The organism is Salsuginibacillus kocurii DSM 18087 (genome assembly GCF_000377705.1).
Lineage (GTDB): Bacteria > Bacillota > Bacilli > Bacillales > Marinococcaceae > Salsuginibacillus > Salsuginibacillus kocurii.
Genome location: NZ_KB898626.1, coordinates 240,181 through 253,964, shown reverse-complemented (window position 1 = coordinate 253,964; position 13,784 = coordinate 240,181). Strand labels below are relative to the sequence as shown.

Sequence of the window (13,784 nt, the reverse complement as noted above, 5' to 3'; positions counted from 1 at the left end):
TGAAATGCTCGTTGAACATGCAAAGTTAATGACATTATTAAAAGACGCCGGGGAAATCGTTGGTCGCAAAAAACTGCAAAAGATTGTTTATATATCAAAAAAGTTAGATCTGCCCTTTCAAGAGAAGTATAATTTTCATATGTTCGGCCCTTATTCAGAAGAGTTGACGCTTCGAATGGAAGAACTGTGCGACTTAGGCTTTGTGAGTGAAATAAAAGAACAAAAGGCAGGCTATTATCAGTACCGCTACTGTCTGACTGAAGATGGACAAGCCTTTTTGTCCAAATATCCGAGCGCTCTGGCCAAGAAGGAGCAGCTGATTCAACTGTTAAACGAAGAATCGTCCAAGTTCCTTGAGTTAGTTTCTACCATTCTGTACTTTGATGAATTATCAGTAGAAGAAGTAACTGAAAAAGTACATACGTTAAAGAAGAAACAAAATTATTCTGAAGAAGATATTCAAGCAGCGTATCAATTTATCCAAAAAGTACAGCACCTTCATTAATAGAGATGAAGGCTGCGCACTGTAATCGCCAAGGTCGTTTTGAAATACGAAAATTGAGGGCATGGCAGATGTCACGCTTGTGCCTGTGGTGAAAGCATCAGCCTATAGCTACTATAAAGAAAGCCCTCTTTAAAAAACAACAACTTTTTATACAACCTCCTCTTTTACAACCAGAATGAGCGAAAGTAGAGGGGCATTAGCGAGTATGATAAACTAAAGAGAATCGTATGCTCAGAAGAAAGGAGCAAAAGAAATGGACCGAAATGAAAAAAACAAGCAAATTAAAAATAGCTTTAATATTTTAAGTGGAGACTCAACAGACGGTCATGGTGGTTATGGGGCTGGGGTAATGAGTTTGGACAATATGACGCCAGTAATCGTTGACCCAGCAGAAGACCGTGTGTTTATCGACATGGGGGCTCTTCATGCCCGCTCGGAGATTGAAAAGCGGATTAAGCTGTTGAAAGACCGTGAAGAAGTACCGAATGCCAAAACATTTTGGATTGTTTGGGTAACGACGGATTACCGCGACGGGGAATCCTACTATTCTGGAGTGGGAGCATGCGAATTTTTAGCCGATTACGAGATTCGCCGCGGCTATAAAAGTATGCCTGAACATGTGAACAACATGGATAAAGCTCTTAAAGGGAAAATTGTAATTGAGCATATGGATGATCATTCGAAACAGCTCCTGGGCTCATTTTTGCAAGACTTTGATGAAGGCATGTGGAGTCGCTCAGATGAAAGCTTACGTGACGCATTACTGCAAAAATAAACAAGATGCACCCTCTCTTCTAACACGGCAGCGTTTAGAAGAGAGGTTTTTTTTGCGCTGAGAATAAAAAAGTATACGAACAAAACGGGAAAACCGTAGCTTCACCTCAAAAGTGTTCGTCTTTTTTATGAACGATTTATGAACAATCCATTCACATGTTGTGATTTTTTGTGAAGCCGAGTAAACTGGCGTTACAGTCACACATATGACTAAGACACGCAAAGGTGCAAGGAGATTATTCCTTGCACCTTTGCGTGTCTTAATATTCGTTTAAAAGAAGAGGATAAAACCTTCAATCTAATCGGTTTTATCCGCCTGGTGAAAAAGGGATAAGCTGAAGGGTGTTCTCTGTATTTCGGTACTCATCAGGGTCCATAGAAGTGGTGTGGTAGTTGCCTTCAATCCAGTCACTGGCTTGGTCAGTGTACCATTCGCTTAAACGGTGGCCGGACTGACCCGGAGCGACAAGGTGTTTGCTTTCACTTAAATCACTTAAGTCCATGATTCCACGCCAGCCCGCTCCATGGTTCACCTCTCCTGTTTCTTCATCAAAGCCAGCAGCTTTAACGGTTACACTACTTCCGTGTGCTGGGACGGAGGAGGGGTTAAAGAAGTGGTTCAACGGCCAGATGGCAGCTAGTGGATGTTCAAAGACCGCTTGATGAAAGGCGCCCCATTCCCAACTTTCAGGATCGTTTCCCTGCAATTCACTTCCTCGATCTACAGCCCGTTCAAAGCTTGTTAAAGCAACAGTTGAGAAACCTCCTCCAGCTTCCATCCATGCTCCTTCTTCACCTGCTGCTGCAGCGCGGACAAGTTCGTCTACAATGCCTGCCTGGCCGCTAAATAAATCCATAACTTCTTCTGGGATATCGTCTTCAAACAATACGTCTCCGACCTCCAAGAGCCAAAGGTGAAAAATAAGGGGGGCTGCTTGCTCGGCTTTATCATAGTAGTCCCATTCTTCTAAGATAATTCGGCTTTTCTCTTCTGTTTCGGAAAGTTCAGCCCCTTCTAGTTTCTCAATTAATACCGGCAATAGCTCTTCAGCTTGCAAGTTTTTCACATCCACCTGCAAGTTCTTCATATCTTCTATCGTTAACTTTTCCTCATCCTTCAGTTCGTCTAAAATGCGCTGATGACGAAACGGTTGAGCCCACGTATGAGTGAGATGATGAGGGTACTCCTCTCCAGCAATTTGGTTATTAGCTGTAGAAATCATCCCGGATTCTGGGTTGATGATCGTGGGAAGGTCCTCCCATGGAATATAATCATCCCACGTATATTCACCGCTCCACCCAGGTTTAGGCACCAGTCCTTCTCCCTTGGAACGTATAGGTATTTTTCCATTGGCTCGATAAGCAATTGTTCCTTCTGTGTCAGCAAACACAAAGTTTTGAGCTGGAGCCTGAAAAGAGCGCAAAGCTGTCTCAAAGTCCTCCCAGTTTTCAGCACGGTTCATTTGATAAAACGCTTCCATTTCTGTGGTGGGGTCATGTGCCGTCCATTTCATGGATAGAGCTGTATCAGGTGCTTCTTCCTCCATATCTTCAGGATAGGCGAACTCTGAAATCAAAGGTCCGTGCCGGGTAATTATGATTTCATGGGTTTCCGGTTCATCTTGACCCGCAACTTTAATTTCTTCTTCAATAACAGTTGCTTCCTCATAGCTACCTTCATATTCAAATTGATAAGGGTCCTCAGGGTTTCTACGCTCAATGTATAAGTCCTGTACGTCAGGGTTAACGTTTGTCACTCCCCACGCAACATGTTCATTGTGTCCGACTACAATACCTGGAATACCGCCAAACGTAACGCCTGTAACATTAATATCGGGTGAGGAAAGGTGCGTTTCGTACCATATGGAAGGAGTATTTAGAGCAAGATGCGGATCGTCAGCCAAGAGTGGTTCTCCGCTTTTGGTCCGTTCACCAGAAATAACCCAATTGTTGCTCCCGTTCTCCGGGTTGGGAAGATACTCTCCGACACCGCTAAATTGGGCAGCAATATCTACCGGGTATTCTTTTGCTGCTTCTAAAATGACAGGTCCCTCTTTAGGATAGGTCGGAAAAAGGTCGAGGGCTTTGTCTTCCGGGAGGCTGTGGGATAACCAATGGCGGAAGGCCTGACCCTCCCAACGCCCACTAAGGTCATAAGCCATAAACTTGCCAATCGTAAGTGTATCAAGTGGAGTCCAAGGATCAGGAGCATAACTGATTATGCTAAACTCTACCGGTAGATTGCCTTCTCTCGCTGCTCGTTCAATATAGGCATTCACTCCATCAGCATAGGCTTGCATTTTAGTCATAGCTTCGTCGCCATAACCTTCTAACGAGTCCTCGGCTGCACGCCTGAGGCCGAACGTACGAAAATATTTATCGGCTTCTAAGGCCTCCTCCCCGATGACTTCACTTAATGTTCCTGAAGCTTGCCTTCTGCTCATATCCATTTGAAACATGCGGTCTTGAGCAGTTACAAAACCTTGGGCAAAATAAAGATCAGTTTCATTTTCAGCTTCAATATGTGGGACCCCGTGATCATCACGATAAATGGATACTGGCTCTTCAATACGTTCAATAGGGACCTCGCCTTTTGTAACCGGTTGACTGTTGTTCACTTGCATATAGGCCCAAACACCGGCAGCTATACCTAAAGCCAAAAGAAGCAACAAGCTAATAAGTACCCATTTCTTTACTCGAGATTTTTGTGAAGTTTTCCCAGGAAGCTCGGGTTGCATATCCACTAAAGCCCAACTCCTTTATGTAAAAGTCTGGGGTCTTGTGTGAACTATTCGCTAATAAAAAAAAGAACCCTTTTTTCTTTATGTAATGGGAACAACAGGAAGTGGGTTCTGAAGGTAAGCAAAGGTTAAGCTTCTACGTAAAGGTATTTATATAAATTTTAGCTATAGTTAAATCTTATCTCCTTCTTAATGGCTTTGGGTTCATTTTTAATTAATGGTGCTTGAAACGGAAGATGCTAGCTCCCTGCGCGAAAAGTGGGTGCAGGGGAGCCTGGCAGATGCCTGGCGCCCAGGAGACTCTCAAATCGCCTAAGGAAAGCGGTTAGCCTAAATTGAAATCAATAGAGCGGTGAATAGAGCCTCTTACATAAAGAAAGCGGGGACAATCTATGGCTTACTAAATAGCTTATGTGCAGGTTGGAAGAACAAGAACCGTTGCAATAAAAATCAAAACAATAGACTCAGGTGAAACGTATTAAGAGTTGGTACAATTATCATAATAGGACTAAAGGTTGGGGTGCTTTTTAGGAGGAAGAATTATGAATATTTGGGAAGAGGTGGTTCCTGTATTTGTAGGAATAGCTCTGCACGGCTCCCAGTTTCAAACATTTTGTGGTTGTCCTGTTTGCAAGGAACGTTTTACGAAACAACTCCTTCAAGATTTGCCTCCACTTTATGCACGTGATGAAAGGGAAAGGGATCGTTTATTTGAGTTGGTAAAAGAAGAGCGCAGGCTAGAAATATTAAATCATCTTATTTTAAAAACTATCTATAAAGAAGGGTCTTCCTTTCAAGAATGCCCTGATCGTCATACATAGGATCATAGATTAGGTGAGAAGAGACAACCTGTCCCGCAGGAATAGGTTTTTTGCCCTCAAAACCATCTTCTAGAAAAGAAGCTATAGACCATGTGAAATGAGTAAGAACGTATCGTTTGAGAAACCCCAGGTGCCGCTAGTGTTGGTGGTTGCCTGGGGTTTAGGTGTTTTTTGAAGCTAGCTCTTTGAAAGGGCAGTATTGGTCGTTTTGTCATGGTCCTCTATCTGTGGGTGCCCCAAGATCGTCCTCATGCTTTTAACCGGCGGATTCTAACCAGGCTCGCTTTTCTCACAGGAGGTAGACTGTTCTCGGACTATCAACGCTCTTTATCCGTACCTTGCTATAACTGAGCGTTTATGATAAGCCAAGCCAGTCTTTTAAGCGATCAAAAAACTGTTCTTTTTTCTCTGGCAGTTCTTCTTCTTTCTCCTGGTCCTTTTCGGCTTCACCGCTATCATCATCGTCGAGCTGGGTTGCACAAGAGGTGGTCGGCTCACTTCCTTCTATAAATAGAGTAGTACGGCTTGGTCCGCAAGCGTCATCAGCCAAAAGTCCAGTGGAAGGATCTATATCTACATATACAGTTTGGTCGTTTTCTTCAAAACTCATTTCATGCTCAGTCTCAGTTTGATGAAAGGCCATCACATCTCCCCAGATCTCTTTGGCAATATTACCGTCTTCCGCATGGTTAAATGATTCTTTTTCATCATGACCTACCCAAACCCCAACTACTAATGCGGGGGTGTAGCCTACCATCCAACTGTCATGCTGAGTAGAACCACTTTTTCCAGCAATTGGGTCGTCGAGTTTGTGAGCAATACTGCTGCCGGTCACAGCCGTGTAATCATTTAATTCTGGCTCAAAAATACTGCTTAATAAATCAGTCATTACTGAGGTTAAACGTGGGTCAAACACAGAAGACGGGCTTCTTTCTCCTTCGACGATAATTTCATCTTTAGCGTCTGTTACTTCTGTCACGGCCATGGGCTCAATCGCGAACCCTCCATTGGCGAAAGGCGCGTAGGCTTTCGTTAACTCAAGGATTCCAACCTCAGAAGTGCCGAGTGCCAGCGAAGGATTGGGCCTTAATTCGCTTGTGATCCCAGCTGCATTTGCGGTTTTTACTAATTGATCCGGACCGAGGTATAGATGAGTCTTAACAGCGAAAATGTTATCCGAAAAAGCTAAGGCTTGAAGTAAGGTAATGAAATCATTGGCATAAACGTCAGCGAAATTACCTGGTTTATACTCCTGCTCACCTTCATCATATGAAAAGGTAGTTGGTTCACTTACAAACGAGGTAGCAGGTGTAAAACCTTGCTCTAACGCAGCATAATACAAAAATGGTTTAAACGTGGAACCTGGAGCCCTTTTTGCATCAGCTGCCCGGTTAAAGGCACTTTCTTTATAATTTTTACCACCGACTAAAGCTTTTATTTCACCGGTTCTTGGTTCAAGTGCAACAAGGGCTGCTTGAAGGTCACTTTCATTGGGCAAATGGTCGTTAACAGCAGTTTCTGCAGCTTGTTGCAGGTCTGGTTCTACTGTTGTTTGAATGTGAAGGCTTTCTTGAGTGAGCATCTCTTCATCTAATTCATGTTTTTCTTGCAGTTCTTTGAGAGCATAGTCACTAAAGTAAGGAGCTGATAAATCTGCATCTACTTCGTCCAAAGGTTGAATGTCGAGTGGGGTGTTTTCAGCCTCCAACCGTTCTTCCGTCGTGATTCGCCCTTGATCCTCCATTAATTGTAAGATGAGTTGTTGTCTATCTTGCGCCCGTTCTTTGTCTACATGAGGGGAGTAATAAGAAGGTCCTTTTGGAATGGCAGCCAGCATGGCAGCTTCAGCCATTGAAAGGTCCGAAGCTGGTTTATCAAAATAAAGATTAGCAGCCGCTTCTATACCGTAAGCACCGTGCCCAAAATAAATAGTATTTACATACCCCTCGAGGATCGCTTCCTTGTCGGTATGCCATTCTAAACGCAGCGTATAGAGCGCTTCTTCTAGCTTTCGCATCCATGTTTTATCATGAGATAGAAATAAATTTCTGGCGTACTGCTGCGTAATGGTGCTAGCACCCTGGGCCAGGCGCATTTCTTGCAGGTTAATCATCGCAGCTGCTGCAATTCGGGGAACATCAAAGCCTGCATGATTATAAAAGTTGCGATCTTCTACTGCTTTAACAGCCGTTAAATAATCCTCTTGAATATCTTCTTTATCTACCCAATAACGGCGTTTTCCCTGGTGGGTTTCTAATATGGCGTTGTTATCAGCATCATACATTTTGGTTGTGTGAGCTTGTTCAACATCGGGAGCTCCTAGGGAGTAAGCATAATAGATTAATGCTAGTAAAAAAATCATGCCGATTGAGGCTGATAATAGAAATGAGCGAATAAAAAACAGGGAAAAACGCCATAGGGAGGGGCGTTTCCATCTAGTTTCCACAAGAAGCACCTCACGATTTAAAACCATCTTATTGCTTCTAGTGTGGAAAAAAACACCTCAATTTATACATATATTTCCTTGTGCTGGCATGTTATTTTTTCTTGCTAGCTCTGTTAAAAGAAGTTGATTATTTAGGTCTTTGATAAGTTGAGAATTACCGATGCTTCAGCGGGAAAAGCGATCCTGGCGAGGCTCCGCGAGACATTCGTTAGCCTGAGGAGGCTCTTGGCTCGCCTGCGCTACGCGCTAAGGGAGGCTACGGCGGAGATAGTAACACTACTTTTTAGCAGAGTCATCTTGATAATAAGCTGAAACAACTGATTGATGCAGATAAGGGTCTATCCCCGCGCCTGTTACCACAATCACCGTTGGACCACGCAAGGAAAGGAAGCCGTCAAGTAGTGCTCCAACACCGATCGCCGCAGCACCTTCTACGACAAGTTTATGATGTTCAAAAAGGTGAACCATCCCGTGTGCAATGGTTTCTTCAGGCACGCGAAAGCGTTGGTCTACGAAGTTTTGAATAAGCGGGAACGTATATAAATTATTCATGCCGATCCCACCTAATAGACTGTCCGCATAAGTCGGGTGTTCAGGTACTTCTACAACTTTTCCAACTCTCAAGCTTTCGTCCATGGCAGCGCCTTTTTCTACAGATAAACCAACCATATCAACTTCCGGGGCGTTTGCTTTCATAAAGAGACTAATTCCTCCTAATAGCCCTCCTCCGGATAGTCCGGCCACCACATGTTTTACTGAGGGAAGATCACTCAAAATTTCGAGGCCGATTGTTCCTTGCCCTGCAATAATAGCCGGGTGGTCAAAGGGAGGGATAAGGGTAAGTCCGTCCTTCTCCTGCAACTTTAAACTGTGGACGGCAGCTTCATCTTGACTTTCTCCTTCAATGTGAAGGGTAGCTCCGCTTTTTTTCAAAGCTTCGATTTTAGCTTCAGGCACATGGGCGGACACACAAACGACTGCTTCAATTTCTAACGCTTGTGCCGCATAAGCTACTGCTAACCCATGATTGCCGGTGGAGAAGGTCGTAACTCCTTTTTTTTGTTCTTTTTCCGATAAGCTGCTGATATGATTGGCGGCCCCCCGGAGCTTAAATGAGCCGCTAGGTTGAAATTGCTCAAGCTTCAAGTAGACAGGGACTCCTGAAACTTGAGATAATGAAGGAGAATACAGGCACGGAGTGGAAATGATAGTAGAGTGGATGCGACTATAAGCTTGCCAAACTTCTTGAGCGCTAAGAGTTGTCATTAAGACTCTCCTTTCAAGGTTTAGTTGTTTCACGTGAAACAACTAAAGGTGTTTGATTTCCGTATAGAACTAAGAACGTTGCATGTAAAACGAAAACGAGCAAATATCAGGTCGGAAGGTACATGATGGGAAAACAAGGGTATAGTAAATAAAATTTTCAACGTACACCATGAGCTGTGTGTTTATTAAACACGAGCGCTTGCCTGTTCCTAGCGAGAGCTTCTTATGAATAGTTTCATTTAAAGAAGGAAGCAGAATCACCTATCTATATCATTGCTTTCCCTTAATTATTCTTACCTTAGCATATAAATTTGTTTGAGCTTATATCATTACTTGGGCAACCATGCAGGAAAAGGAGGAAACAAGCATGCATTTATTTTCTGAAAAAGAGATTCGAGAGGTTGTAGGTTTGAACGAAAAAGCGCTGTCTTTAATTGAAGAAGGGTTCGAGCGGCTGGCGGAAGGAGCAGTTTCCCAACCACAGGTAGCACGGGTAGACCTAGCTGACAAAAATGGAGAAGTGGATATTAAAACAGCTTATATTCGGGGCTTGGAAACATTTGCGATCAAGATTTCCTCTGGTTTTTTTGATAATGAAAAGTATGGGTTGCCAAGCCTGGGCGGCATGATGATGTTACTGAGTACAGAAACGGGAGTGCCACAAGCCCTTATGCATGATAATGGCTACTTAACTGATGTACGGACTGGCATTGCTGGAGCCCTGGCTGCCAAATATATGGCCCCTGCGTCGGTCAATACGTGCGGGGTTATTGGTACAGGCGCTCAAGCTCGGTTTCAAGTAGAAGCGTTGCGCCTTGCCCGTGGCTTTGACCGTGTTTTAGTTTATGGACGGACACCAGAAAAGGTGGAAACGTATAAAAAAGAAATGGAGGAAAAGTTGGACGTCCCAGTAGAAGCAGCATCTTCTCCTGAGGAAGTTGTAAAAGAAAGCGAAGTTGTAATCACTACCACCCCGTCAAAAGAAGCAATTATAAAAAAAGAATGGCTTCACCCTAAGCTTCACATCACAGCAATGGGATCTGATGCTGAGCACAAACAAGAGCTTGATCCGAACATTTTCCAAGCAGCTGATATTGTCGCTTGTGACGTATACAGCCAAGCGGTGGAAATGGGAGAATTGCATCATGCCAAGCAAGCTCAAATGATCAAAGATCCCAAGCAAATACTAGAAATGGGGCCGTTAGTAAAAGGAGAGGTCTCCGGGCGTACGAGTGACCAACAAATCACTGTATGCGATTTAACAGGAACCGGAGTACAGGACACAGCGATCTCTGTATATGCGTATCAAACGTTGAAAGCGAATGGCAAAGGACAGGAGTACCAGTCTTAAGGTGTCAGTAAAATGGTCGAGCTTTAGGATGCTGCTAACTGATTAATGAAAATTGGACAAGTTATGAACAGGGTGCGCATAGGATGATGAGTAGAAGGTAAAAAATCAGATGTGAACTTGCATGCGTAAGCTGAAATCGCTAAACTTTTGGGAGAGGTAAGGTGAAGGTAATTGAACTCAACTACTAGTACCCCTGTTCATGTTTATATGCAAACAAACATTAAGCAAGGCAATGAACAAGACAAGATGACAGTGGAGGCCCCTGGTCAAATTTATGTAAAGCAAAACTATACGTATGTTACGTTTACCGAAAAACTAGAGGGTCTAGGTGACGTGAAGACCGTGTTAAAGGTTGCTGCTGATGAAGTGACCGTTATGCGCAAAGGCCCAATTGAAATGCGGCAAGTGTTTCAATACGGAACAGTGACTGAAGGGGCGTATGACACTCCATATGGAAAGTTAAAAACAGAAGCTAAAACAGATCATATCGAAGTAAAATGGCAGGAAGAAGCCGCTGCTCATGAAAGAAAACGCCATACGATAGATTTTGGCTACGATTTGCATTTAGCAGGTTCGAGCGCTGGGAGATATGATGTGATGATTTCAATAGAGGAGGAAACTGAAGAGCCATGACGATCGTTGAGCAAGTAAAAGAAACATTAAAGCAAGAGATTGTAGCGGCTGTAGAGCGTGCAGGACTGGCGACAAGAGAAGAGATGCCGGCAGTTCTGCTTGAGACACCAAAAGAAAAAGCCCATGGTGATTTTGCAACAAATATGGCCATGCAGCTTGCCCGTGTTGCTAAAAAGAACCCACGGCAAATTGCTGAAGAGCTGACAGCAGAATTAGATACGAAAAAGGCCTCGGTTGAGCACATAGAGATTGCAGGACCTGGCTTTATTAATTTTTTCTTAAACAACCGCTATCTTCTCGAGCTTATCCCGGCTGTGCTAACGGAAAAACAAGCATACGGGCGTACAAACAGCGGCGAAGGTCAACGCGTTCAAGTTGAGTTTGTCTCGGCCAATCCCACCGGCGACCTGCATTTAGGACATGCCAGAGGGGCTGCTGTCGGAGATTCGCTCTGTAACATTCTTGATATGGCTGGCTACAATGTGGAGCGTGAGTACTATATTAATGATGCTGGCGGCCAAATCCATAACCTGGCTTTATCAGTAGAAGCCAGGTATTTGCAGGCACTCGGACAGGAAGCAGCCCTGCCAGAGGATGGCTATCAGGGTGAAGATGTGAAAGTCATCGGGGAAGAGTTAGCTGCAGAACACGGCGAACGTTATGCAGGCGTAGCAGAAGAAGAGCGCCTTGCTATTTTTCGTGAGCTTGGCTTAAAGCACGAACTAGACAAGCTTAAAGAAGACCTTACCCAGTACCGGGTGGAGTTTGACAATTGGTTCTCCGAGACTTCCCTTTATGAAAGTGGGAAAATTGAAGAGACATTGCTCAAATTAAAAGAAGACGGCCACGTCTATGAGGAAGATGGAGCAGTTTGGTTTCGTTCCACAGCCTTTGGGGATGATAAAGACCGGGTACTTGTAAAGCAGGACGGAGCTTACACGTATTTAGCGCCCGATATTGCTTATCATTTGAATAAATTTGAACGTGGGTTTGATAAGCTGGTTAACATTTGGGGAGCTGACCACCACGGTTACATACCACGCATGCAAGCAGCTATCCAGGCGCTAGGGTTTGAAAAATCCCAGCTTGATGTGGAAATTGTGCAAATGGTGAGCTTATTAAGAAGCGGCGAGAAAGTGAAAATGAGCAAGCGGACCGGAAACGCAGTAACGCTGCGAGACTTAATGGAAGAAGTCGGGTTGGATGCTACTCGTTATTTCTTTGCTATGCGCAGTGCAGATACCCATATGGATTTCGATATGGACCTGGCCGTTTCTGAGTCCAATGAAAACCCAGTTTATTACGTTCAATACGCCCATGCCCGTTTATGCAGCATCTTTAGGCAAGCAGAAGAAAAAGGAATGGCATTCAAGGAAGAAGCAAGCATTGAAACGTTAGGTTCAGAGAAAGAAATTGACGTCTTAAAGAAGGTCGGGCAGTTCCCTGAAATCATTGATCTAGCGGCAGACCAATATGCACCACACCGCTTAGCCAACTACCTGCATGAACTAGCTGCTGTCTTTCACAGCTTTTACAATGCAGAACGCATGGTTGACCCAGACGCGCCAGAGCTTACACAAGCCAGGCTCAAACTGGCAAAGGCCGTGCAAATCACGTTGCAAAATGGCATGAATGCTATTGGCGTTCACGCACCTGAACGCATGTAAAAGTGCTCCAGGTCTACTTCAAAACGGAATGGAAAAGATGAAATGAATCAAGAAGGATTTGATTAACACAAGTATTGGATGTAGTCATACTCTTTGCTTCATTTTACTCCTTTTGCGAGCCTCCTTTATGCATCGTTGTGCATGAGGAGGTTTTTTTTGCACCGTAAGAATGTATAAAAAGTTGAAGGAAATGATATAAGTACTACCAAGGTTCAGCCTACGTCGTAGGCTTGGTTTTGCTAAGTTTTCTTTAGAGAACAGTATGATAAGAAGAGGCAGAGTGAAGGTTAAAACAGTAGGCGTATTTTTAAGGAGAGGGGGCCAGGTACAAGTTGTTCTTGTCCTCAGTATATTACTAGAGCGTAGAAATGTGTTTAGAAATGCTCTAAACCGTGAAGTTTACTATAGTGATACCGCTTACTTATAATAGAGAGTGGATGTGTTACTAGCGGCTGTGTTGCGCTTTTAAAATGTGATGGGGATATGAAGAATGGGTGGACTTATATTCGGACAGAATAGGAGAGAGTGTGATGAAAGAAGTAATACTTGCCCTCGCTACAGGTATGTTCGTTGGTTTTTTATTTGGCCTATTTCGCTTACCGGTGCCTGCTCCTCCTGCATTAGCAGGCGTAATGGGGATTGTTGGCATATTTTTAGGCTACCGCCTTTATTTATGGATTGTACCTTTTTTTGGAGGGTCTTAAAAAGGGGTTAGGGGTATGCAGACATTTATTAATCAAGCAGGTGTGCGACTTACATATGAAATGACAGGGGAAGGGGACCCTGTTGTTTTTATTCATCCGCCGGCGATGGGGCGTGCTTCATTTCGCCACTTATTAAATGACCCGGGCGCGTTAAAAGTCATTGCAATGGATGGTAGGGGACATGGCGGGAGCTCCACAGGGACGGGGGAGTTTACGATGGAAACATGGTGCCACGACCTTGTGCAGCTTCTCGATCATTTAGCAGTTGAGAGGATCGTTGTCTGTGGGTATTCTTCGGGCGGAATGACGGCGTTGACCTTTGCCCTTATGTATCCGGAGCGCTGTAAAGGGCTCGTGTTACTAGGTGGTTTTCCTGATGTGAATTCAGTACTGTTGCGGGAAGAATTCCGGTTAGGCCTCCTTGTCACAGCGGGAGAGCATATGAGATTGTTGGCGGAAGTATTGGCAAAGGCTCATACAAAGGATCCTGACCTTTATCAAGAAATAAAAGAAACAGCACTTTCAGCTAATGTTGAATTGGTGCACCAATTATATCTCGAACAAAAAGGGACCAATTTAATTGAGAAGCTGCCATTCATTGATGCACCCATTTGGTTGGTGTATGGAAAAAGAGACAAGTATGTGCACAGCTATTTGGCTGATTTTTATTTTCATGCTACCCAGGCAAGAATTCATCCGATTATGATCGATAAAGTAGGACATCAAATCCCTACCAAAAAATCAGAAGCCTTGCGTATGATATTAGAACGAGTCCAACAACAAGTGAAGCAATTTCATAATGACGTTTTATGAGCAATAAAACGAATAATATCTATTGTTTCATTTACTATACGGAGTTAAAACAGTGAGTGAAAC

11 protein-coding genes are annotated in these 13,784 nt (G+C 43.9%); 8 read left to right on the top strand and 3 right to left on the bottom strand.

Annotation, left to right across the window (positions count from 1 at the left end):
• The first annotated feature begins 4 nt into the window (after positions 1-4).
• Positions 5-505 (top strand): YwgA family protein, encoded by a 501-nt coding sequence (locus D469_RS0109810; RefSeq protein ID WP_018923218.1) that lies wholly within the window; start codon positions 5-7, stop codon positions 503-505.
• 253 nt (positions 506-758) lie between these two features.
• On the top strand, positions 759-1,280 hold the full coding sequence (locus D469_RS0109805) for a YwhD family protein (RefSeq protein WP_018923217.1): 522 nt from the start codon (positions 759-761) through the stop codon (positions 1,278-1,280).
• 307 nt (positions 1,281-1,587) lie between these two features.
• Here the strand turns inward: D469_RS0109805 and D469_RS0109800 are convergent, their stop codons facing one another.
• Positions 1,588-4,017: a penicillin acylase family protein gene (locus tag D469_RS0109800; RefSeq protein ID WP_026286195.1), complete on the bottom strand. Its 2,430-nt coding sequence runs from the start codon at positions 4,015-4,017 to the stop codon at positions 1,588-1,590.
• 545 nt (positions 4,018-4,562) lie between these two features.
• Here D469_RS0109800 and D469_RS0109795 point away from each other — a divergent pair.
• Positions 4,563-4,841 (top strand): hypothetical protein, encoded by a 279-nt coding sequence (locus D469_RS0109795; RefSeq protein ID WP_018923215.1) that lies wholly within the window; start codon positions 4,563-4,565, stop codon positions 4,839-4,841.
• Between the two features lie 355 nt (positions 4,842-5,196).
• On the opposite strand, the gene D469_RS0109790 is transcribed toward D469_RS0109795, so the two are convergent.
• Both D469_RS0109790 and eutB read right to left on the bottom strand, forming a co-directional pair.
• Positions 5,197-7,287, bottom strand: a complete 2,091-nt coding sequence (locus tag D469_RS0109790; RefSeq protein ID WP_169577116.1) for a transglycosylase domain-containing protein — start codon at positions 7,285-7,287, stop codon at positions 5,197-5,199.
• 276 nt (positions 7,288-7,563) lie between these two features.
• The gene (gene eutB, locus D469_RS0109785) at positions 7,564-8,553 is read right to left on the bottom strand and encodes a hydroxyectoine utilization dehydratase EutB (RefSeq protein WP_018923213.1); all 990 of its coding nucleotides are present in this window, start codon (positions 8,551-8,553) and stop codon (positions 7,564-7,566) included.
• Positions 8,554-8,920: 367 nt separating this feature from the next.
• On the opposite strand from eutB, the gene D469_RS0109780 reads away from it, so the two are divergent.
• The 5 genes from D469_RS0109780 (at position 8,921) to D469_RS20115 (ending at position 13,721) form a co-directional block, all read left to right on the top strand.
• Entirely contained in the window at positions 8,921-9,904 is a 984-nt protein-coding gene (locus tag D469_RS0109780; RefSeq protein WP_018923212.1) for a cyclodeaminase, read from the top strand.
• Between the two features lie 171 nt (positions 9,905-10,075).
• The gene (locus tag D469_RS0109775; RefSeq protein WP_018923211.1) at positions 10,076-10,537 is read left to right on the top strand and encodes a YwiB family protein; all 462 of its coding nucleotides are present in this window, start codon (positions 10,076-10,078) and stop codon (positions 10,535-10,537) included.
• The gene (gene argS / locus D469_RS0109770) at positions 10,534-12,204 is read left to right on the top strand and encodes an arginine--tRNA ligase (RefSeq protein WP_018923210.1); all 1,671 of its coding nucleotides are present in this window, start codon (positions 10,534-10,536) and stop codon (positions 12,202-12,204) included. Before D469_RS0109775 ends, argS begins: the two co-directional genes overlap by 4 nt.
• 530 nt (positions 12,205-12,734) lie before the next feature.
• The gene (locus D469_RS20120; RefSeq protein ID WP_018923209.1) at positions 12,735-12,908 is read left to right on the top strand and encodes a XapX domain-containing protein; all 174 of its coding nucleotides are present in this window, start codon (positions 12,735-12,737) and stop codon (positions 12,906-12,908) included.
• 15 nt (positions 12,909-12,923) lie between these two features.
• Positions 12,924-13,721 carry an alpha/beta fold hydrolase gene (locus D469_RS20115; RefSeq protein WP_018923208.1) on the top strand — a complete coding sequence of 266 codons (798 nt, stop codon included), beginning with the start codon at positions 12,924-12,926 and terminating at the stop codon, positions 13,719-13,721.
• Positions 13,722-13,784: the final 63 nt, after the last annotated feature.

What these genes read in the sequence shown, in the direction of transcription:
- D469_RS0109810 (WP_018923218.1), top strand. Translation starts at nt 5, where the DNA reads ATGCTCGTTGAACATGCAAAGTTAATGACATTATTAAAAGACGCCGGG.
- D469_RS0109805 (WP_018923217.1), top strand. Translation starts at nt 759, where the DNA reads ATGGACCGAAATGAAAAAAACAAGCAAATTAAAAATAGCTTTAATATT.
- D469_RS0109800 (WP_026286195.1), bottom strand. Translation starts at nt 4,017, where the DNA reads ATGCAACCCGAGCTTCCTGGGAAAACTTCACAAAAATCTCGAGTAAAG.
- D469_RS0109795 (WP_018923215.1), top strand. Translation starts at nt 4,563, where the DNA reads ATGAATATTTGGGAAGAGGTGGTTCCTGTATTTGTAGGAATAGCTCTG.
- eutB (WP_018923213.1), bottom strand. Translation starts at nt 8,553, where the DNA reads ATGACAACTCTTAGCGCTCAAGAAGTTTGGCAAGCTTATAGTCGCATC.
- D469_RS0109780 (WP_018923212.1), top strand. Translation starts at nt 8,921, where the DNA reads ATGCATTTATTTTCTGAAAAAGAGATTCGAGAGGTTGTAGGTTTGAAC.
- argS (WP_018923210.1), top strand. Translation starts at nt 10,534, where the DNA reads ATGACGATCGTTGAGCAAGTAAAAGAAACATTAAAGCAAGAGATTGTA.
- D469_RS20120 (WP_018923209.1), top strand. Translation starts at nt 12,735, where the DNA reads ATGAAAGAAGTAATACTTGCCCTCGCTACAGGTATGTTCGTTGGTTTT.
- D469_RS20115 (WP_018923208.1), top strand. Translation starts at nt 12,924, where the DNA reads ATGCAGACATTTATTAATCAAGCAGGTGTGCGACTTACATATGAAATG.